A 21704-nucleotide genomic window follows, 5' to 3' on the forward strand; every position below is an offset into this window, starting at 1 on the left:
AGTGTTGTTCTTGAAAGACGGATATCTTGAAAGTGGCGTCGGCGCGGTTGTAACAAAGCTTGCCGCAGGCGGAAAGTGCACGGGGCGCATCACGACGAAAGGATAAGACATGCCGGTCAAGGTTCATGCCCTGGATCATCTCGTGATCAATGTCGCCGATGTCGCAGTGACTGCGGAGTGGTACCGCAGGAATCTCGGCATGGAAGTCAAGGTGTTCGACCCCGGCGGCGGCAAAGCGCCGCGGACTTCGCTCGTATTTGGTGACCAGAAGATCAACGTGCGGCCGCGCGATGGCGATAAGGTGGAGTGGTTCACCGCGGACCACCCGACCGCCGGCAGCGAGGATCTGTGCTTCCTCACCTCCTCCACGCCCGAAGAGGTGATGGCGCATTTGCAGGCGCACGGCGTTGCGATCGAGGAAGGGCCGGGCCCGAGGCAAGGTGCCCGCGGCACGCTGCGCTCGGTCTATTGCCGGGATCCCGACGGCAGCTTGATCGAGATCTCGTCTTACGCGGAATAGGGCGCGCTCGTCGAGAGAGCGAGCGCTGGCTGTTCCATGCCGCCCCGCCGAGTTGCTCCCCGCGCTGTCCAATGGCAGGAAGACGCAATCATCCAAAGACAGCCGCCATCAAGATGCAGGGCTGCACGGGAGGACACATGACCAATCCACAGACCGCCGCCGGGATCATAGGCCCTTTCGACGGGCTCGACGTGCCCTGGCTGCTGAAGCTGCGCGCCGAGGTGCGCCACTCACATCCGTTCCTGATCTGGGCGCCGTTCGATGCGCCGGCGCGGCGCTGGAGCTATGGCGAGTTTCACGAGCGGGTCGGCGCGCTCGCGGCGGGCCTCGCCAAGCGCGGCGTCAAGCCCGGCGAATATGTGCTCATCCATCTCGACAATTGCATCGAGGCGATGCTGGCCTGGTTCGCCTGCGTCGAATTGGGCGCAATCGCGGTGACCACCAACACCCGCTCGGCGCCAGCCGAGATCGCGTACTTCGCCGATCATTGCGGCGCGGCCGCCGCGATCACTCAGCCGTCCTATGCGGAAGTCGTCGCGCAGAATTGCCGCAACATCCGCTGGATGGCGGTGACCTCACACGATGCGGGCACAGCGCCTGCGCAAGCGGTCGCACGCGGCGACAGTTTTGAATCCCTGTTCGCCGACAGTGCCGACCGTCCCAGGCGCGCCCCCGATCCGCTCGCGCCGTGCAGCGTGCAGTACACATCGGGCACGACGTCGCGCCCCAAGGCGGTGCTGTGGACCCACGCCAACACACTGTGGGGCGCCAAGATCAACGCCGCGCATGAAGACCTTCATGCCGGCGACGTGCACCAGACCTACCTGCCGCTGTTCCACACCAACGCGCTGGCCTATTCCATGCTGGCGACGCTGTGGGTCGGCGCCACTTGCGTGATCCAACCGCGCTTCTCCGCCAGCCGGTTCTGGCACGTCGCGCGCGAGCACGGCGCGACCTGGACCTCGACGATTCCGTTCTGCATGAAAGCGCTGCTCGAGCAGGAGATCCCGCACGATCACAAATTCCGCCTGTGGGGCAGCGCGATCAACGAGCCGCCGGCGTTCGCCGCGTTCGGCGTCAAGATCATCGGCTGGTGGGGTATGACCGAGACCATCACCCACGGCATCGTCGGCGAGGTCGACCAGCCCAACATACCCATGTCGATCGGCCGCGCCGCGCCGGAGTACCAGATCCGCATCACCGATGACGACGGCCGGCCGACGGAAGTCGGCGGCACCGGCAATCTCTCGATCAAGGGCATCCCCGGTCTATCGCTGTTCGCCGAATATCTGCACAACGAGAAGGCGACGCGCGAGAGTTTTGACGAGCACGGCTTCTTCCTTACCGGCGACCGTGTCGAACGGCTGGCGAACGGCTACATCAAGTTCGGCGACCGCGCCAAGGACATGCTGAAGGTCGGCGGCGAGAACGTCGCGGCCTCCGAGATCGAGCAGGTGATCGCGCTCGTTCCCGGCGTGCGCGAGGCGGCGGTGGTGGCGAAGACGCATCCGATGCTGGACGAGGTGCCGGTCGTCTTCATCATTCCGCAGGGCGGCGTCGCCGGTGCGGTACGCGATCTGCATGATCGCGTGATGGCGGCCTGCCGCGCCGGCCTCGCCGACTTCAAGGTGCCACGCGAGATCAGGTTCGTGGACGACATGCCGCGCTCGACGCTGGAGAAGGTGGCGAAGGCGGAGCTGCGCAAGATGGTGGAGTGACTTCACCCTCCCCTGGAGGGGAGGGTAAGCAGGCCGCGCGCCTCTGGAATTGCAGCGTCTCGCTTAGAACGATCCCAGCGCCACCGGGCGGAACGCCTGCAACAGCTGCTGGTCGAGCTTGCCGCCCATGCCTTCCATCATCGTGAACGCACGCGAGTGGGTGAATGGCATGCGGTAGGCGCGCTTCTCCACGAGAGCGGCGTAGATGTCGACGATTGTCGTCAGCCGCACGATGTCGCTGATCTGGTTCGACGACAGGCCGTTGGGATAGCCGGAGCCATCGAGGAATTCATGATGATGCAGCACCACGTCGAGCATCTCCGGCGGGAAGCCGCCTTGCGCGGCGAGCGCGTCATAGCCACGGCGGGGATGCTGGCGCACCTCGGTCATCTCCTCGTCGGTGAGCTTGCCGGGCTTGTCGAGCAGTGCGGAGGGAACGAAGGCCTTACCGACGTCGTGCAGCAGCGCGGCGCGAGTCAGGCGGCGCTGGTCGTCCTCGCGCATGCCGAGATGCTGCGCGAAGGCGACGGCAAAGCCGGTGACGAACAGGCAATGCCGATAGCTGCCGACATGGTGACAGCCGACCGTGGTGAGCCATTCGCGCAACGAGGAGTGCTTGATCGCTTTCAGAATCTTGCTCTCGGCGGCAATGACGTCGTCGAAGGTCAGGGGCACGCCGAGCGGAAGCTTCTCGAACATCTTTGCCAGGACGGCATGCGCCGCCTCGACGCCGCGGTTGAGCGTCTTGCCGCGGTCGGTCGCGTCATAGAGGGCGGTGTCCGGGAACGCTGAGCGGATGCGCTGAAGGATGGCGTCCGCCTGCAGCGGGCGCGAGATGGTGTCGGTGGCGCCCAGCGCCCAGGCCTGCATGGTGCCGTGGTGGAGGGCATCGGCGAGTACGAACAGGCGCGGCATCGACCGATAGGCGTCGCCGCGCAGCTTGTTGCGCACCCGCTGCACGCTCTCGGGCGAGCGCAGATTGATGTCGACGACGAGGCCGGAGAGATCCCGCGACGGCCTGTCGGGGATGTCCTGGGTCGTCACCGTCGAGACCTCGCCGACCGCTTTCAGGATGCTGACGAGCTCGCTGCTCTCGTCGCTCCGGTCGGAAGCGAGCAGAAGCCGGCGTTTGGCGGCAGGTTTGGCTGAGGCGTTCATGACTTCCCCAAAAGGGTACCGAGAGCACGTGCGTATTGGCCTTAAGCCTAAGCCGGATCAGGTTCTCTGGCCCTTAAGAGGCGTCCTCAATGGAACCCTGCGCAATTGGAGGCAATTTGAGGAATTTCCGCTGTGGGGCGGCTCCAAACAAAAAAGTCGAAAAACAACCCCATGCACAGTAGCGGGCCATTGAGGAATAAGGGGAATTTTGGGCGCCATAGCCACACCCTCCGCTGTCATCGCCCGGCTTGACAGCGACAGTGTGGAGGCGGCGCCAAAACAAATCCGCCGGAGGTTGCCCTCCGGCGGATCGTCTCAAGCTGTCTTGGCCAGCCTTACGCCTTCATGCTCGCCTTCACGGCTTCGGCCGTGATCGGCAGCGCCCGGACGCGGGCGCCGGAGGCGTTGAAGATGGCATTGCCGATGGCGGGCGCCACCACCGTCACCGCGGGCTCGCCGACGCCAGTTGCCTTCTCGCCGTTGGCGATCACGGCGACGGCGACCTCGGGCGTCTGGCTCATGCGCAAGGGCGTATAGCTGTCGAAATTGGTCTGCTCGATGCCACCGTCCTTGAGTGTCGCCTTCTCGTACATCGCCAGCGACAGGCCCCACAGCGCCGCACCCTCGACCTGGGCGCGGATGTTGTCGGGATGCACCTGGGTGCCGACGTCGGTTGCGACCGTGAGCTTCTTCACCGTCACCTCACCCGATGGCGCCACCGCGACATGGGCGACGCAGGCCGTCCAGCTCGCAGTCGCACGCTCCTGCGACGATACACAGGCCACACCCATGCCCTCGTCTTTCGGCAGCTGCTTGGTGCCATAGCCGGACAGTCCCATCGCGGCGAGCAGCGTGTTGCGCAGCCGCTGCGCGCCGCCGTCGTTCTTGCCGGCGCCATCGAGCAGCGAGATGCGGAACTGCGCGGGGTCTTTGCCCGTGGCCGCCGCGATCTCGTCGATCATGCTTTCGACCGCCCAGAAGGTCCAGCCCGGCGCCACCGAACGGAGCTGGCCGGACGGCGTGGCGTTGTGCGCGAGCTCGTTCTTGATCGCGCGCACATAATGGTTGGGCACGGTGTAGAAGAAGTCGGCCCCATTCACCGTGAAGGAATCGAGCGGGCCCTTCTTGTCGACCGACGGCGTCAGGAAGTCGGGGATTCCCCAGCGCGCGGTCGGCCAGGCCGAGACCACGTCGTGGCTGATCGCAATGAGCTTGCCATCGCCGTCCACGCCGGCCTTGACCTTTTGATAGGTAAGCGGGCGCGAGAAATCCATCGTCATGTCGTTCTCGCGCGAATAGATCACCTTCACCGGCTTGCCGACCGCCTTTGCCGCCTGCACCGCCGGAATCATCATGTCGGCATCGAGACGCCGGCCGAAGCCGCCGCCCAGCCACATCTGGTGCATGACCACGAATTTCGGATCGATCCCGGCTGCACCTGCAGCGATCGCGCCGGAGCGCGTCGCGAACTGGTTGCCGGAATAGATGTGCAGGATGTCGCCCTTGAACTCCGCTGTGGCGTTCATCGGCTCCAGCGGCGCGTGGATGTTGATGCTGGTGGTGTATTCGGCCTCCACCACCTTGGCCGCCGAACCGAGGGCTGCATTGGGATCGCCGTCCTTGACGAAGAACTGGCCGGAATCCTCTAACATCTGAAGCCGCTTGGCTTCATCGAGCAGCGACTGGCTCGACAGCTTGGCGTTCGGACCATTGTCATAGGCGATCTTCAGCGCTTGCGCCGCCTTCTTGGCGTTGGCGTAGGTGCCGGCCACCGCGACGACCCAGCCCGACGTCGTTCCGGTCTTGTCGTCGAGCGTGACGGCCTTGATGAAGCCCGGCACCTTCTTGGCGCCGCTGTCGTCGACCGATGTCACCGTGGCGCCGAAGCGCACCGGAGGCGTGACCACCGCGCCATAGACCATGCCCGGCAACATCACATCGATCCCGTACTTTGCCGTGCCATTGGTCTTTGAGGGGATGTCGAGCTGCGGCACCGACACGCCGATCATGGTGTATTGATCCGGCGTCTTCAGCTTGATCGCCTTCAGCTCATCCGGCGTGAAGGTTTTGGTCGCTTTGCCGCTCTTCACCACATCGGCGAACGACATTTGCTTCTTCGACTTCGGATGCACGATCATGGAATCGCGCACCACGAGCTCCGAGGCCGGCACACCCATGGCGGCAGCCGCGGCTTCCGTTAGTGCCATGCGGCCCGCGGCGCCCGCGCGGCTCATGGCGTCGAAGTTCATCATCGTCGACCAGCTGCCGCCGGTGATCTGCGCGCCCAGTACGGGATCATTGAACTTCGGGTCGTTGGAGGCAAGCGACACGCGCATGTCGCTCCACTTCGCGCCCAGTTCCTCGCAGACGATCTGCGCCATGGTGGAGGCGATATGCTGGCCCATATCGGCCTTGCCGCAGGTCACGGTGACGAGACCGTCCGGCGAGATCGCATACCAGACGCTCGGCTCGAAGTTCGAAGGCGCCGCAAGCGCGTCGCTGATGCCGGGCACGCCGGAATAACCGAGCACGAGACCCGTCGCGGCGGTGCCGACGAGGAAGGAGCGGCGGCTGAGATCGGTCGCCTCTGGGACGACGTTGTTCACGTGCTTATTCATGTGGGCCTCCGTTCGGTGGCCGTGGATGCGGTGCGCATCTCGGACGCGGCCCGCATGATCGCCTTCTGGATCCGCGAATAGGTCATGCAGCGGCAGAGATTGCCATCCATGTGAGCGACGACCTCTTCCTTGGTCGGATTGGGATTCTTCGACAGCAGCGAGGCTGCCTGCATGATCTGCCCGGACTGGCAATAGCCGCATTGCGGCACCTGCTCGGCGATCCACGCCTTCTGCAAGGGATGATCGCCCTTGGCGGAGAGGCCTTCGATGGTGGTGATCTTCTTGCCGGCGACGTCTCCGACCATGGTCTGGCACGAACGCACGGCTTCGCCGTTGACGTGCACGGTGCAGGCACCGCACAGCCCGGCGCCGCAGCCGAACTTGGTGCCGGTCATCTGCAATTGCTCGCGGATCGCCCAGAGGAGCGGCGTGTCGTTCGCCGCATCCACGGACAGACTCCGCCCGTTGATGGTGAGTGTTGGCATAGGCGTCTTCCCCTGCCGGTGCATGAAGCCGCTTACGGCGGCAACTTGTGCGGCGGACGCCCACCGGGCTGGCGTCGACCTTGACGGCGAGCATGATCGCGTTAACGCGCGGAGGCAAATGCAATTTGGAATGGGTCGAAAAAACCAGCTCTGCACTTGCTCGTTGTGCGCCGCGCCAAGGACGCGGTGCAGCCACTGGACACAACAGCAAGCGCATCCGACATGCGAGCCCGTAGGCTTGGTGGCGTCCGAGGATGGCCAAACGGTCACCTACGGCCCGGTCACGCTCGGCACCATTGCTTATCGGGCGGATCAATTAAGAACGCCAAAGCGCTGTGGACCTTGGGGACAACGCTGCGCGTTGCCCCCAGGGTCCACAGCCCCAACAACAGCAGGCCTGAACGAAACGAGAATTGTGTTACCCATGTCGTCGGTTTGAACTGTTACCCATGTCGCCGGTTGCTCAGCGCGAAGCGCCGGATGAGGGGTATCTCTCGGCTCGCGAGACTGTTTGTGAGGGGAGAACCCCTCACCCGGCTTCGCTGCGCGAAGCCACCCTCTCCCACAAGGGGAGAGGGTGCACCGTTATCGCGGCGACGAAACCAGAAACAACAGGGCGGGAGCAATGCCAAGGATCGATCGAGACGGCGTCGGAATCTACTACGAGGTTCATGGTGAGGGGCCGCCGTTGCTGCTCACTCACGGCTATTCATCGACATCGGCGATGTGGCATGGGCAAATCGATGCGCTCGCGAAAAACCACAAGCTCGTGCTGTGGGACATGCGCGGCCACGGCCAGTCCGATTACCCCGATGATCCCGACGCCTACAGTGAAGCACTCACGGTCGGCGACATGGCGGCGATCCTCGATGCTGTCGGCACTGAGCGCGCCATCATCGGGGGTCTCTCGCTCGGCGGCTACATGTCGCTTGCGTTCTATCGCGCCTACCCACAGCGCGCCCGCGCGCTGCTGATCATCGACACTGGCCCGGGCTTCAAGAAAGACGATGCGCGCGAGGCCTGGAACGCGCGCGCGCTTGCCACCGCCGACAGGCTCGACCGCGAAGGCCTTGACGTCCTCAAATCGGCGACGCGCGAGCGCGCCACCGCCAGCCATCGCAACGCCAACGGGCTGGCGCTCGCCGCACGCGGCATGCTGACCCAGCGCGACGCGCGCGTGATCGAGCTATTGCCCGACATCACGGTGCCGTTGCTGATCGTGGTCGGCGCCGACGACACGCCGTTCCTGGCGGCGTCCGACTACATGGCGGCAAAGATCCCCGGCGCACAAAAGGTCGTGATCCCCGCCGCCGGACACGCCGTCAACATCGATCAGCCCGAGGCTTTTGTTGACGCGGTCGCGCCTTTCCTGAAGAACTTGCCGGGATAGGCCGGTCAATCGAGGACGCAAGACCATGATGCGAGGGATCTTCGCGGTGGGCGCAGTCGTGTCGCTGCTGGCGTCGGCGGCGCAGGCCGAGCCGTTCGGCACCGTGCCGCCGCGCCGACCGTTCCTCGCAACCTTGTCGAACAACACGCCGCTCGCCTTCGGCATGGATGCCGAACAGACCGCCCGTGCCCTCGGCCAGCCGCTGCAATATGTGCGCGGGCGTCCTGGCGACGAAATCTATCTTGCTTTGCGCAACATCGGCGGCAGCCGCTTGATCCCCAACCGCCACCGCCTGTTCCTGCAATTCCGTCACGGCCGGCTGGCAGGATGGAAGGAGGATTACGGCGAGAACTGGATGTGGGAGTGAGGTGGACCTCCCCGTGGTGAGGAGCGGCGAAGCCGTGTCTCGAACTAAAGGCCCCGCGGCGACATCTCGGCCTGGCATCCTTCGAGACGCGCTGACGCGCTCCTCAGATGAGGGGAAATAGCTTTCGGATCGAAGACCAACCAAGAAGGACAACCTGCGTGGGACAAGATATCAAGCTGACGGCTTCGGACAATTTCCAGCTGGGCGCCTATCGCGCCGATCCCGCAGGCACCGCGAAGGGCGCGGTGGTGGTGATCCAGGAGATCTTTGGGGTCAATCACCACATCCGCTCGGTCTGCGATCGGCTCGCCAAGGAGGGTTATGTCGCGATCGCGCCGTCGATCTTCGATCGGACCGCGCCGAATTTCCAATCGGGCTACTCGCCCGACGAGATCGCGGAGGCGCGCAAATTCGTCGCCAATCCGGACTGGGCCGCGATGCTGCGCGACACCCAGGCGGCGATCGATGCGGCGCGGGGTGCTGGCCCGGTCGGCATCATCGGCTTTTGCCTTGGCGGCAGCATCGCCTTCCTCGCGGCGACGCGGCTGTCGGGCCTCAAGGCCGCGATCGGCTATTACGGCGGCGCGGTGGTGCGCTTCGCGGACGAGACGCCGAAGGTGCCGACGCAGCTGCATTTCGGCGAGAAGGATGCCGGCATTTCCTTGACCGACGTCGACGCCATCAAGGCGAAGCGGCCCGATGTCGAAGTCTTCGTCTATCCGGGCGCGCAGCATGGCTTCCATTGCGACGAGCGGGCAAGCTACGACAAGGCCAGCGCCGACATCGCCTGGCCGCGCAGCATGGATTTTTTCGCAAAGCATTTGAAGTAGAGCACAGCATTTCTCTCTCCGTCATCCCGGGGCGCGCGGAGCGCGAGCCCGGTATCCATTGTGCGTCAGGGTTAGTGGAAGAATGGATTTTGCGCTCGCGACGTCGTTGCGCCGCGGACATGACGGAGAGAGCGGAAATCGGGTGGCTGCATCAGGCCGCGCGGCGATAGAGCTGGCCGATCAAGCCAACTCGCTCCGGAGCTTCGCCATGCAGCAAGCCATCACGCACCTCATCCGTCGCAATCCGTTCGGAACCATGGACGTGCCAGAGCCCGATGATTCCGAAGTGAGGAACTATGCCGCGACGGCCACGCTGTCCGGCGATGCCGCGGACGCCAACGCGGCGGCGTGGGCAATAGCCGCTTCGCCCTCCGATCCGCCCGAGGGCTGCTGGCAGAGCCGCTGGAATGGCGGCGCCGATCCGACCATTGCCGGCGATACATCGGACAGATGGAAAGAAGGGCGCGCGGAAATCCGCATCACGGGAGGCCGCATCTACCTGCGCTTCGACTGGGACAACGGCCGCCGGCACGGGCTGATCGATGCGGCGCGGGAGGGCGCGGATCGCCTGGTCGGCAAGTACATCAACCTGACCACGCCGGCGATCACACGGCCATGGGTCGGGCGCGTGGTCGACGATACGCGGATCGACGGGTGTTTTCCGAACGGGCGGCTGGATTTCCGAAGGTGAAATGCGGACGTAGCGCCCCCACTCTCACCTTCGTCAATTCTGGGACGCGCCGACAGGCGCAGACCCGGAAAGATCCATCTTGCCACAGAGTTGGTGGAGGAATGGATTCCGGACTCGCGCTCACGTGCGCCCCGGAATGATGACGGAGATAGTCGGCTGAAACCTAAAACCAGCGCTCGCCGACGAACACGGTGTCACCCGGCGCCAAGGGCGTGCCGAGCGGGACGACGGCGCGCATAGCGCCGCCAGCTTCGGTGTGCGTGACCGTGACCACATCGCGCTTGGCGCGGGGCGAGAAGCCGCCGGCGATGGCGACCGCGCTTTCGACCGTCATATTCGGCACGTAAGGATATTGGCCGGGCGCGAGGACCTCGCCGAGAATGAAGAACGGGCGATAGGCCTCGATCTCCACGGCGACCGAGGGCTCGCGGATATAGCCGTTGCGCAGGCGTGCGGCGATTTCGCCGGCAAGGCCCGCCGTGGTGCGTCCGCGCGCCGGCACCGCGCCGATCAGCGGCATGGTGATGGAGCCGCCGGCATCGATCGCATAGCTGTTGGTGAGACCTTCCTGGCCGTAGACCACGACGCGCAGCTTGTCGCCAGCATCGAGATGGTAGGAAGAGTCATAGCGCACCGGCGCCGCCATGGGCACGGCATAGCCGACCGGCATGGGCGCGGGCGACGAGGCGAAGGAATTGCGCAGCGCGCCGATGGCGCCGCCACCGTCGGCGACGACAACGGGCTGCGGCGCGCCATAGGGCTGGCCGTAGGCCATGGAGTCGAGATCGGGGCGCGGCTGCATCACCGCGACCGGGCCGGCGGTCTGCATGCAGCCGCCAAGGGCAAGCGCCGCGGACGCTGCCAGGGACGCTGCCAAACTCGACCATCGAAACGCGCGTGCAACCGGCACCGGACCCATCCCTCGAAACGAGACAGCTCCAGTCTTGCACCGGTTATGGTTAATAAAGCGTTTCGTACCCTCGCCTGGAGGTTGAGAGCGGGTTCCTGTGGCCATCCTTCGAGACGCCCGCTTTAGGCGGGCGCCTCAGGATAAGGACGGAATGCGTGGCAGCAGTGTCAACGGGCCGTGCTGCTTAGCCTCATCCAGAGGAGACCGCGAAGCGGTCGTCTCGAAGGACGAGGCCTGCGCTCCGGCGTTGCGAGAAGTCATATGCGATGCTCTACCCTCCAGAGGGCGGGTAAGCGCAGCACGCTTCGACCACTTTCAATTACGCGCTCACACCGACTCCAATCGGGCAGGACACGCCGGTGCCCCCTAAGCCGCAATAGCCGGCGGGATTCTTCGCCAGATATTGCTGATGGTAGTCCTCGGCGAAATAGAATGCGCCGGCGGGCGCGATCTCGGTGGTGATGTCGCCGAGACCCTTTGCGGTAAGCGCCTTCTGATAGAGCGCTCTCGATTCCGCGGCGGCCTTCTTCTGCGCGTCGCTGAAGGTGTAGATCGCGCTGCGGTACTGCGTGCCGACATCGTTGCCTTGGCGCATGCCCTGCGTCGGGTTGTGGCTCTCCCAGAATGTCTTCAAGAGCCTGTCGTAGGAGATCTTGTTGGGATCGAACACGACCAGCACCACTTCGGTATGGGCGGTGCGGCCCGAACAGACCTCTTCATAAGTTGGGTTCGGCGTGTGGCCGCCGGCATAGCCGACGGCAGTCACATGGACGCCATCGCCGAGCTCCCAGAACTTGCGCTCGGCGCCCCAGAAGCAGCCGAGGCCGAATACCGCCTGCTCGAGACCGGGGGGATAAGGCGGCTGCAGCTTCGCACCGTTGACGAAATGGGTGGTCGCAGTCGGGATGGCTTGCGCACGGCCCGGCAGCGCCTCAGTTGCGCTCGGCAATGCGGTGGTCTTGCGCATGAACAGCATGATTGGGTCTCCGCAACGAGCCGTCCGGTCCATGAGACAAGCGCTCAGGCGGCGAGCTCGCGATCAGTGGGGAATATAAGCATCTACGCAGCGAGAGGTAGCTCTGTTACGTGGCCCGCGCGCGCTCAATCCCGAGAATAGCCGATCAGCGGTTTCCGGGGGCGGAACAGGATCATCAGCAGGATGCCGAGAACGCCGAGAACGGCGAACACCGGCTGATCCAGCACCAGGCGGATCACCGAGGTCCAGAGCCAAGGCGCCTTGGCCTCGACCCAGGTCCGGAACGCGGTCTGGCTGGCCTGATTGATATCGTTCCAGAACTGGCCGAACCGGGTGAACTTGAGGGTCTGGTCGGCCACCCAGCGGGCGCCGTCATAGACCATGAAGATGAACCCGCCGGCGAGCAGCAACAGCCCAATAAGTCGGAAAAAGCCGCGGATCATGCCTCACCTACGATGGTCGTCCGACCGGACGGCCTTGCGGAACGTCGCCAGCCAATAGCCGGGCGACGGCAGAAATTCAACCTCTTCAGAGCGTTAGGGCCCGCCTCCAGCCCGTTCGCGGCCGCTTTTCCAACTCCCGAAAGCGTTGACGGTGCCGAAGACCCTCTCTATAAGGACGCCAACTGGCGGTGGGCGCAATCCTGCCGCCGCTGTTCTTTGAGCAATTGCAGGCACCTTGAGCTTAAGACTCTTTGGAGCCTCAGAGACGACCGCAAGGCCGTCGCTCATGTTCCGGGAACGGCCCAGCAACCGAACACCCTAAATCCGAGCGTCGATTAAGCGGTCAAGCAGCCGGCGCTACCCGACCAAGACGCGACCGGTACCGCAAAGGACATTGAGACCATGGCCAATACCACTTCCGCCAAGAAAGCGACGCGCAAGATCGCCCGCCGCACCGCCGTCAACAAGTCGCGCCGCACTCAGATGCGCGGTGCCGTGCGCACCGTCGAGGAAGCCATCAAGACCGGCGATCGCGCCGCTGCCGTGAAGGCGCTGGCGAATGCCGAGCCGGCGTTGATGCGTGCCGCGCAGCGCAACATCATTCACAAGAACAACGCCAGCCGCAAAGTCTCGCGCCTCACCGCGCAGATCGCCAAGCTCGCGAAGTAATCGGCGTGATCTGATCGGCCCGACCCGATCAGCACGTCAAACAAAGCCCGGCATCGCGCCGGGCTTTTTTGTTGATTCACGCAAGCAGTGACGCCATTGCTCGATCTTCGCATTGGAAGATCTGGATCGTCTGCACTATTCTTCGTACCGTAATTCTACCTGCAGATGTTCTGCAACAGCGGAAACTTTCACCGCGTTGCAAAAACCCCTGCGCTGCCGGCTTGAATTGAATCCGCGAGTGACGAAAGTTCTACACACCGTAGATTCACAGGAACGCACGTCGGCGTGGAGTTACCCTGCAAAACGAGACTCAAAAAACGATGTCTCGCTAATCACTTATCGACATAGTGATCGCAAGCGTTTGGAAAAATCGCCGGCACGTCAGGGGCGTGACGAATTTGTAAAAAAATATTGGCGGTGGCGGAGAATTTGTCACATGAGGCGCGGCGTTCTCGATTCTGTGCACGAATCCAAAAACTTGCTTCGCAGCCTGTGAACAACTCGGGCGCGCCATTAACGCAGATCAAGTTTTTTGATGCCTCAAGTGTGAATCAATTCGATTGCGAGTCTTTCCGCTTAGTGTATTCCTTAAGTCGTCAGCGGCGCCCACGATCTTCAGACCAGCGCGGTTTAGGAAACGGGGCGAGCGTGCAAATCGGCGGCGATGTGCACGTAGGCGACGCTTCAACAAGCGATGTCGGTTCAAAACCCATAGCAATATGGGAATGGTAGTTTTTTGTCTGAATGTCTCCAAGTGGGATCTTCCCGCCTCGCGCCAAGCGCTCACGAGAGACATCGCAAGGCTACCCCGGCTCGCAAGGCGGCGAAGTCGAGCGGACGAGTATAGACGGGCAGGGCATCCGCGACTGGGGCTTTCAGGTGCGGCTGTCTTTCACACGCAGGACCTTGTCGTGAGCAATCACGGCGGGACGGGGAGGTATCATGTCCTACGGATTCAACGCGGTATTGACACAGTGTCCTTCTTTCGGCGATGCCGTCTCCGATCCGTCATACGGCCAGCCTCCCACGTGTGAGAGCGCGCAGAGTACGCGCTGACCTCGCGACCCCTTCATCTCTGACATCGCTGATCGGACGCGGCGTTCTCGCCGGACGGTCGAGCCATGCCTGACGATGGACTCGCTTGAGGTCGTGCCATTCCAGGGATCCCGGCAGGAACCCTGCATGGCGCTCACAACGCAACCTTATCTCTCAAGAGAAGTTTTTCAGACGATGACAATGGAACAGGATCGCTGGTCACGCGTGAAGGGTCGGCTGCGCTCAAGCGTTGGCGAAGACGTTTACACGAGCTGGTTTGCGCGCATGGATCTGGAAGGCGTGCAGGACGAGAGCGTGCGGCTCTCGGTCCCGACCCGCTTCCTGAAGAGCTGGATTCAGGCCCATTACGCCGAGCGCGTGCTGTCGTGCTGGCAGGCCGAGATGCCGGAAGTGCATCGCATCGATCTCACGGTCCGCTCGGCGGTGCGCCCGCTCGCCCAGCCGAAGGAAGCGCCCGCCCCGGTCGAGGCGCGCCGCACGCCGGCGCCGGAGCTGCGCTCGACCGCGACCGCGCCAGTCTCGGCCAATCACGATGCGCTCGGCGGCTCGCCGCTCGATCCGCGCCTGACCTTTGCGAGCTTCGTCGTCGGCCGCTCCAACACGCTGGCGCATGCAGCCGCTCGCCAGGTCGCCGAAGGACGCCGCGGCGACCCCGTGATGTTCAACCCGCTCTACATCCATGCCGGCGTTGGCCTCGGCAAGACGCATCTCCTGCAGGCGGTGACCTGGGCCGGCAATTCCGGCAACGAGCGCAAAGTGCTGTATCTCACTGCGGAGAAATTCATGTACGGCTTCGTCGCCGCGCTGAAGACGCAGACGGCGCTGGCCTTCAAGGAAGCGCTGCGCGGCATCGACGTGCTCGTCATCGACGATCTCCAGTTCCTGCAAGGCAAGTCGACCCAGGCCGAGTTCTGCCACACGCTGAACGCGCTGATCGACGCCGGCCGCCAGGTCGTGATCGCGGCCGACCGTCCGCCGTCCGACCTCGAGAGCCTGGACGATCGCGTCCGCTCGCGGCTCGCCGGCGGCCTCGTGGTCGAGATGGGCTCGCTCGGCGAGGAGCTGCGGCACGGCATTCTCAAGTCACGTGTCGCGGCGGCCCGCGCCCACCATGCAACTTTCGAGGTGCCCGAGGAGGTGCTGCACTATCTGGCGCGCACCATCACCCATAACGGCCGCGACCTCGAAGGCGCGATCAACCGTCTGCTGGCGCACTCGAAACTCAACAACCGCCCGGTGACGCTGGAAATGGCCGAGCACGAGGTGCGCGACCTGGTCCGGCCGCAGGAGCCCAAGCGGATCAAGATCGAGGACATCCAGCGCGTGGTGGCGCGGCAGTATAACGTGAGCCGCTCCGATCTCTTGTCCTCGCGTCGCACCGCCAACGTGGTCCGCCCGCGCCAGGTGGCGATGTATCTCGCCAAGACGCTCACCCTGCGCTCGCTGCCCGAGATCGGCCGCCGCTTCGGCGGACGCGATCACACCACGGTGCTGCATGCGGTGCGCAAGATCGAGGCGCTGGTTTCCAAGGACACCGCGCTGTCCGAGGAAGTGGAATCGCTGAAGCGCCAGCTTCAGGAATAAACGCCTAGAGCTCCCGCCATGCTCCCGCCGCCCCGGCCAGGCCTGGGCGGCGGCTTTCGTTCTGGGCGGTAAATCGTGGGGGAACTGCCTCCGATCCCTTGAATCCGGAGGCCATCCGCGCCACCTTGCGCGACCCTGGCAGCTTTGGTCATATCGGCAGGATGATCCGGCTTTTTGGGGTCTTCGGTGCCGTGGCGCGCGTCCCGCCGCCCGGCCTTCTCATCTTGGGGATCGGGCGAGTAGTGCAATGAAGGTTACGGTTGAACGCGCGCAACTCCTGAAGTCGCTGGGCCATGTCCATCGCGTGGTCGAGCGCCGCAACACGATCCCGATCCTCGGCAACGTGCTGGTTCGCGCCGAGAGCGCGAAATTGTCGCTGAAGGCGACCGACCTCGACCTCGAGGTGACCGAGACGCTGCCGGCGGAGACCGCAACCGCGGGCTCCACCACCGTGCCGGCGCACATGTTCTACGACATCGTGCGCAAGCTGCCGGACGGTTCGCAGATCGTGCTGGAGGCCGACGGCGACCGTGCGGTGCTGGCGATCCGCGCCGGCCGCTCGCGCTTCACGCTGCAGACCCTGCCGGAGAACGACTTTCCGGATCTCGCCGCCGGCGACATGTCGCACTCGTTCTCGCTCGCCGCCAAGGACGTCAAGCGGCTGATCGACCGCACCCAGTTCGCGATCTCGACGGAAGAGACGCGCTACTATCTCAACGGCATCTATCTGCATGCGGCCGGCACGCCTAAGGCCGCGACCCTGCGCGGCGTCGCCACCGACGGCCACCGCCTCGCCCAGCTCGATTTGGTCCAGCCCAAGGGGGCCGAGGGCATGCCCGGCGTGATCGTGCCGCGCAAGACCGTCGGCGAGGTGCAGCGCCTGATCGAGGACACCGAGGCCGAGATGACGATCGAGCTGTCACAGGCCAAGATCCGCTTCACGATCGGCAACGTGGTGCTGACCTCGAAGCTGATCGACGGCACCTTCCCCGACTACGGACGCGTCATCCCGCAAGGCAACGACAAGGAGCTCATCGTCGACAAGAAGGATTTTGAGAACGCGGTCGACCGTGTTTCGACGATTTCGAGCGAGCGCGGGCGAGCGGTAAAACTGTCGCTGTCGGCGGGCAAGCTGGTGCTGTCGGTGACCAATCCGGATTCCGGCAGCGCGACCGAGGAGCTGGAGGTCGAATACGCCTCCGATGCCCTCGATATCGGCTTCAACTCCCGCTACCTGCTCGACATCGCCGCCCAGATCGAAGGCGACGTCGCAACGCTCCGGCTCGCCGACCCCGGCTCGCCCACCCTGGTGCAAGACCGCGACGACAAGAGCGCGCTGTACGTGCTGATGCCGATGCGGGTGTGAGGGAGGTGGCTCTCGGCCCCGAGCAATCCTTCGTGAGCCAGGCGCGATGCGCATTATTGCGCCCTCTCCCCTTGTGGGAGAGGGCAGCTCCGCTGGCGGATATATATTCGATCGGGTGAGGGGTTAGTGCCGCAAGAGCCGTCCCATCGGCCGGTCCCCAAACATCTCCGCGCGTTTGCGAAGAATATGCGGCGCGAGCCGACCGATGCGGAAGGCGCGATGTGGCGGCTGCTCAGGGAGCGACGCCTGTCGGACTTCAAGTTTCGCCGGCAAGTCCCGTTCAAGAATTACATTCTCGACTCGTCTGCTTCGAGAAGCGTCTTGTGATCGAGATCGACGGAAGCCAGCACGTTGAATCGCAACGCGATGCAGCTCGTGAAGCCGCGCTCTCCGCAGAAGGTTTCTCTATAGCGCGCTATTGGAATAATGACGTGCTTCAGCAGTCCGCCTCTGTATTGGAGGACATCCTTGCAAAGCTTGCCGGGCGGTAACATACCCCTCACCCGTCGCCTCACTACGTGAGGCGCCACCCTCTCCTACAAGGGGAGAGGGGAAGAATCCCGTTCACGACGAAGAACTGATGACCCCCTCCCGCATTCATCGCCTGACCCTGACGCATTTTCGCAATTACCGGGCGGCGGGGCTCGAGACGGCGGCTGATATGGTGGCGCTGGTCGGGCCGAACGGGGCGGGCAAGACCAATTGCATCGAGGCGATCTCGTTCCTGTCGCCGGGGCGCGGCCTGCGGCGGGCGAGGCTGGAAGAGGTCGCCGACAACCAGGGCGACGGCTCCTGGGCGGTGTCGGCGCAGGTCGAGGGCGCGCTCGGGCTCGCCACGCTCGGCACCGGCATCGATGCGCCGCGGCCTGACAGCCCCGTGAGCCGGCGCTGCCGTATCGACCGCGAGCCGGTCAATTCCGCCGCTTCGTTCGGCGACCACATCCGCATGGTGTGGCTGACGCCGGCGATGGATGGCCTGTTCATGGGCGCGGCCTCCGAGCGACGTCGCTTCTTCGACCGCCTGGTGCTCGCCATCGACAGCGACCATTCCAGCCGTATCGCGGCGCTGGAGCGTTCCTTGCGTTCGCGCAACCGCCTGCTGGAGACGCGCAATTACGACGACCATTGGTGTGACGCGATCGAGCGCGAGACCGCCGAGCTTGCGGTCGCGGTCGCCGCAACGCGCGGCCAGACCGCGGCACGGCTGACCGGCATGCTCAATACGCGCGCGCAGGCCTCCGCCTTCCCGTCGGCGCACATCGCGCTCGACGGCTGGATGGAGAACGCGCTGCTTAACGAGACCGCGACGTCGGTCGAGGACCGCTACCGCCAGATCCTGCGCGATAACCGTCCGCGCGATGCCATCGCCGGCCGCACCACCGACGGCCCGCATCTCACCGACCTCCAGGTGGTCTATGCGCCAAAGAGCATGCCGGCGCGCGATGCCTCGACCGGTGAGCAGAAGGCGCTGCTGATCGGCCTCGTGCTGGCGCATGCGAGTCTGGTCGCCGAGATGACTGGCATCGCGCCGCTGCTGCTGCTCGACGAAGTCGTCGCGCATCTCGATCCGAACCGCCGCGCGGCGCTGTTCGAGGAGCTGAAGAAGCTCGGCGCGCAGGTCTGGCTGACCGGCGCGGACCCCGCTGCCTTCGCCGAGATCGGCGCCAGCGGCGAAGTCTTTGACGTCGAAAGCGGACGAGTTTCTGCCCGAAGGTAGACCGCCACATTGAACCCCGGCCGTTTCCATCAGCAATTAGCTGCTTGAGGCCGCTAGCGCCGGACCTGCCAGGCCAATACGCCTATAGACTGAGCGTGCCGGGTCATTCAGCCACCACGAACAGTCTCACCCTGCCCCGGCGCTGATGCCGCGCGCGCAGCAGTGTCGCCGGTGCGCCGGAATTGAGAGAGTAAAGCGTCACCGAGCCATTTCGAAGCAACTCCAAGACGCCCCGGAACCACTCCTCCAAGCCGCGAAAACCAGGGCTTCGAGACCCAAAACGCGCCTTCGAATCGCGCTTTTTGCACCGCCGTGAATCGGCTTTCGGAAGCCTTGAAAATCGGTCCAAAAACCCTATCTTCCCAAAGGGTTGCAAGGAGATACTTTGCGCTAGGCGCAAACTCTCTTTCATGGCACAAATAGCCTGCAAATCAGCGCCTTTTGCGCCGCTGATTCGGGCGACATCTCGAAGGCCTCTCATGACAGAACCTGCTCGGCAGCCCGCTGCCGAAAACGAGCTCTCCAACGCGAGCGATTACGGCGCGGAATCGATCCGCGTGCTCAAGGGTCTCGACGCCGTCCGCAAGCGCCCGGGCATGTATATCGGCGACACCGACGACGGCTCGGGCCTGCACCACATGGTCTACGAGGTCGTCGACAACGCGATCGACGAGGCACTCGCGGGCCACGCGACGCGCGTCGACGTCATCCTCAATGCCGATAATTCCGTCACGGTGCGCGACGACGGCCGCGGCATTCCGGTCGACATCCACAAGGGCGAAGGCATCTCGGCGGCCGAGGTCATCATGACCCAGCTCCATGCCGGCGGAAAGTTCGACCAGAATTCCTACAAAGTCTCCGGCGGCCTGCACGGCGTCGGCGTCTCCGTCGTCAACGCGCTGTCCAGCAAGCTCGGCTTGCGGATCTGGCGCGACAACAAGGAGCACTATATCGAGTTCGCCCATGGCGATGCCGTCGCACCGCTCAAGGTCGTCGGCGATGCCCCGGGCAAGCGCGGCACCGAGGTGACGTTCCTCGCCTCGACCGAGACGTTCAAGAACATCGAATATGATTTCGCCACGCTCGAGCACCGGCTGCGCGAGCTCGCCTTCCTCAATTCCGGCGTCAACATCGCCCTCTCCGACATGCGCCACGCGGTCGAGAAGCGCGAGGAGATGCACTATTCCGGCGGCGTCGAGGAGTTCGTCAAATATCTCGACCGCAACAAGAAGGCGATCGTGCCGGCGCCGATTATGGTGCGCGCGGAAGCCAACGGCATCGGCGTCGAGGCCGCGCTGTGGTGGAACGACAGCTACCACGAGAATGTGCTGTGCTTCACCAACAACATCCCGCAGCGTGACGGCGGCACCCATCTGGCCGGTTTCCGCGGCGCGCTGACGCGCCAGGTCAACGGCTATGCCGAGGCCAACGCCAAGAAGGAAAAGATCGCGCTGACCGGCGACGATTGCCGCGAAGGCCTCACCGCCGTGCTGTCGGTGAAGGTGCCCGACCCGAAATTCTCGTCGCAGACCAAGGACAAGCTGGTGTCCTCGGAGGTGCGTCCCGTGGTCGAGAACATCCTCAACGAGGCGCTCCAGGCCTGGTTCGAGGAGCACCCGAGCGAAGCCAAGGTGATCGTCGGCAAGGTGATCCAGGCGGCCGCGGCCCGCGAGGCTGCGCGAAAGGCGCGCGAGCTGACACGCAAGAGCCCGCTGTCGGTCTCCTCGCTGCCCGGCAAGCTCGCCGACTGCCAGGAAAAGGACCCGGCCAAATCCGAACTCTTCATCGTCGAGGGTGACTCGGCAGGCGGCAGCGCCAAGCAGGGCCGCAACCGCGAGTTCCAGGCGGTGCTGCCGCTGCGCGGCAAGATCCTCAACGTCGAACGCGTGCGTCCCGACAAGATGCTGTCGTCGGAGCAGATCGGCACGCTGATCACCGCGCTGGGCACCGGCATCAGCGACGAGTTCTCGATCGAGAAGCTGCGCTATCACAAGATCATCGTGATGACGGACGCCGACGTCGACGGCGCCCACATCCGCACGCTGCTGCTCACCTTCTTCTATCGGCAGATGCGCGACATCATTGACGGCGGCTATCTCTACATCGCCCAGCCGCCGCTCTATAAGGTCTCCAGAGGCAAGTCCGAGCAATATCTGAAGGACGAACGCGCGCTGGAGGATTATCTGATCGACACCGGTCTCGATGATTGCGTCTTCGTTCCCGGAACCGGCGGCGACCGTACGGGCCGCGACCTGCGCTCGCTGGTCGACGACGCCCGCGTGGTCCGCAGTATTTTGCGCAACCTGCACAGCCGCTACAACCGCAAGGTCATCGAGCAGGCCGCCATCACTGGCGTGCTGAACAAGGCGATCTACGGCGATCCCGAGAAGGCCGCGGCTGCGGCGCAGTACATCGCAGGCCGGCTGGACAACCAAGCCGAGGAGGTCGAGCGCGGCTGGGTCGGGCAATATGTCGAGGGCCAGGGCTTTCAGTTCGAGCGCACGGTGCGCGGCGTCAAGGAGGCCGCTGTGATCGACGACGCCTTCCTGGGGTCCGCCGAGGCCCGCAAGCTCGACGAGTACACGGTAAAGCTTCAAGACGTTTATGCCCGCCCAGGCAAGCTGCGGCGCAGAGATGTCGAGCACATGGTCTACGGTCCGGTCGATCTGTTCGAGGCCGTCACCGACGCCGGCCGCAAGGGCATCACGCTCCAGCGCTACAAAGGCCTTGGCGAGATGAACCCGGAACAGCTCTGGGAAACGACGCTGAACACCGACGGGCGCTCGCTGCTCCAGGTGAAGGTCAAGGAAGTCGACGAGGCCGACGATATCTTCACCAAGCTGATGGGCGACGTGGTCGAGCCGCGCCGCGACTTTATCCAGGAACATTCGCTCAGCGCGACGATCGATATCTGAGGCGTGCTGCGCTTTGGCGCTCTGCGGGCTCACCTCTCCCCGGCGGGAAAGGTGAACCTGCCCAACCGCCATCGCGACGAAGTGGCATGAACCCCGTTGGCCGGTTCGGCCATTCTCGGCACCGGCGCCATTGCGATCGAGATCTCCTTCGTCGTGATCGGCGCGCTGATCCTGATCGCAATTCTCCATGTGGTCGGCAATATCATCGGCCTGCTTTGAGCCTTTCGGGGCTGACGGACGGACGTCAGCGGCAGCAAGCGCAATTGCTCCCGCACTCAATTCTCTGTAGTT

General features: G+C 64.2%; 18 protein-coding genes and 1 pseudogene. 13 read left to right on the forward strand and 6 right to left on the reverse strand.

Annotation, left to right across the window (positions count from 1 at the left end; translation table 11 throughout):
- Nucleotides 1-109 precede the first annotated feature (109 nt).
- Nucleotides 110-520: a VOC family protein gene (locus IVB01_RS07270; protein WP_247282019.1), complete on the forward strand. Its 411-nt coding sequence runs from the start codon at nt 110-112 to the stop codon at nt 518-520.
- A gap of 137 nt (nt 521-657) precedes the next feature.
- Nucleotides 658-2238 (forward strand): ATP-dependent acyl-CoA ligase, encoded by a 1581-nt coding sequence (locus tag IVB01_RS07275; RefSeq protein WP_247282020.1) that lies wholly within the window; start codon nt 658-660, stop codon nt 2236-2238.
- 63 nt (nt 2239-2301) lie between these two features.
- Here IVB01_RS07275 and IVB01_RS07280 read toward each other — a convergent pair whose 3' ends face one another.
- The 3 genes from IVB01_RS07280 to IVB01_RS07290 form a co-directional block, all read right to left on the reverse strand.
- Nucleotides 2302-3396: an HD domain-containing phosphohydrolase gene (locus IVB01_RS07280; protein WP_247282021.1), complete on the reverse strand. Its 1095-nt coding sequence runs from the start codon at nt 3394-3396 to the stop codon at nt 2302-2304.
- Between the two features lie 335 nt (nt 3397-3731).
- Complete coding sequence (locus IVB01_RS07285; RefSeq protein WP_247282022.1) at nt 3732-6014, reverse strand: molybdopterin cofactor-binding domain-containing protein; 2283 nt, start codon at nt 6012-6014, stop codon at nt 3732-3734.
- Complete coding sequence (locus IVB01_RS07290; protein ID WP_247282023.1) at nt 6011-6499, reverse strand: (2Fe-2S)-binding protein; 489 nt, start codon at nt 6497-6499, stop codon at nt 6011-6013. Before IVB01_RS07290 ends, IVB01_RS07285 begins: the two co-directional genes overlap by 4 nt.
- A 625-nt stretch (nt 6500-7124) precedes the next feature.
- On the opposite strand from IVB01_RS07290, the gene IVB01_RS07295 reads away from it, so the two are divergent.
- The 4 genes from IVB01_RS07295 to IVB01_RS07310 all read left to right on the forward strand — a co-directional run bounded on the left by IVB01_RS07295 (nt 7125) and on the right by IVB01_RS07310 (nt 9777).
- The gene (locus IVB01_RS07295) at nt 7125-7889 is read left to right on the forward strand and encodes an alpha/beta fold hydrolase (protein ID WP_247282024.1); all 765 of its coding nucleotides are present in this window, start codon (nt 7125-7127) and stop codon (nt 7887-7889) included.
- Nucleotides 7890-7914: 25 nt separating this feature from the next.
- Nucleotides 7915-8256, forward strand: a complete 342-nt coding sequence (locus IVB01_RS07300) for a hypothetical protein (protein ID WP_247282025.1) — start codon at nt 7915-7917, stop codon at nt 8254-8256.
- A gap of 158 nt (nt 8257-8414) precedes the next feature.
- Nucleotides 8415-9086, forward strand: a complete 672-nt coding sequence (locus IVB01_RS07305) for a dienelactone hydrolase family protein (protein ID WP_247282026.1) — start codon at nt 8415-8417, stop codon at nt 9084-9086.
- Between the two features lie 208 nt (nt 9087-9294).
- Entirely contained in the window at nt 9295-9777 is a 483-nt protein-coding gene (locus tag IVB01_RS07310; RefSeq protein ID WP_247494329.1) for a hypothetical protein, read from the forward strand.
- A 163-nt stretch (nt 9778-9940) separates the two neighbouring features.
- Here IVB01_RS07310 and IVB01_RS07315 read toward each other — a convergent pair whose 3' ends face one another.
- From IVB01_RS07315 to IVB01_RS07325, 3 genes are all read right to left on the reverse strand, one after another.
- Nucleotides 9941-10687, reverse strand: coding sequence for a polysaccharide biosynthesis/export family protein (locus tag IVB01_RS07315; protein ID WP_247282028.1), 747 nt, complete (start codon nt 10685-10687; stop codon nt 9941-9943).
- Between the two features lie 319 nt (nt 10688-11006).
- On the reverse strand, nt 11007-11663 hold the full coding sequence (gene msrA / locus IVB01_RS07320; RefSeq protein ID WP_247282029.1) for a peptide-methionine (S)-S-oxide reductase MsrA: 657 nt from the start codon (nt 11661-11663) through the stop codon (nt 11007-11009).
- 125 nt (nt 11664-11788) lie between these two features.
- Nucleotides 11789-12106: a hypothetical protein gene (locus tag IVB01_RS07325; protein WP_008540289.1), complete on the reverse strand. Its 318-nt coding sequence runs from the start codon at nt 12104-12106 to the stop codon at nt 11789-11791.
- A 402-nt stretch (nt 12107-12508) separates the two neighbouring features.
- Here IVB01_RS07325 and rpsT point away from each other — a divergent pair, with 402 nt between their 5' ends.
- From rpsT to IVB01_RS35430, 7 genes and pseudogenes are all read left to right on the forward strand, one after another.
- On the forward strand, nt 12509-12775 hold the full coding sequence (gene rpsT, locus IVB01_RS07330) for a 30S ribosomal protein S20 (RefSeq protein WP_027549990.1): 267 nt from the start codon (nt 12509-12511) through the stop codon (nt 12773-12775).
- Nucleotides 12776-14005: 1230 nt separating this feature from the next.
- Nucleotides 14006-15415 (forward strand): chromosomal replication initiator protein DnaA, encoded by a 1410-nt coding sequence (gene dnaA / locus IVB01_RS07335; RefSeq protein WP_247282031.1) that lies wholly within the window; start codon nt 14006-14008, stop codon nt 15413-15415.
- A gap of 247 nt (nt 15416-15662) precedes the next feature.
- Nucleotides 15663-16781: a DNA polymerase III subunit beta gene (gene dnaN, locus IVB01_RS07340; RefSeq protein ID WP_247282032.1), complete on the forward strand. Its 1119-nt coding sequence runs from the start codon at nt 15663-15665 to the stop codon at nt 16779-16781.
- A gap of 126 nt (nt 16782-16907) precedes the next feature.
- A pseudogene (locus IVB01_RS07345) lies at nt 16908-17272 on the forward strand (DUF559 domain-containing protein).
- A gap of 89 nt (nt 17273-17361) precedes the next feature.
- Entirely contained in the window at nt 17362-18498 is a 1137-nt protein-coding gene (gene recF, locus IVB01_RS07350; RefSeq protein WP_247282033.1) for a DNA replication/repair protein RecF, read from the forward strand.
- A 479-nt stretch (nt 18499-18977) separates the two neighbouring features.
- A complete protein-coding gene (gyrB, locus tag IVB01_RS07355; RefSeq protein WP_247282034.1) occupies nt 18978-21413 on the forward strand; it encodes a DNA topoisomerase (ATP-hydrolyzing) subunit B in 2436 nt (811 codons plus the stop codon).
- 96 nt (nt 21414-21509) lie between these two features.
- Nucleotides 21510-21632 (forward strand): hypothetical protein, encoded by a 123-nt coding sequence (locus IVB01_RS35430; protein WP_256464605.1) that lies wholly within the window; start codon nt 21510-21512, stop codon nt 21630-21632.
- The last annotated feature ends 72 nt before the right edge of the window (nt 21633-21704 follow it).

This window comes from Bradyrhizobium sp. 164 (assembly GCF_023073715.1).
Lineage (GTDB): Bacteria > Pseudomonadota > Alphaproteobacteria > Rhizobiales > Xanthobacteraceae > Bradyrhizobium.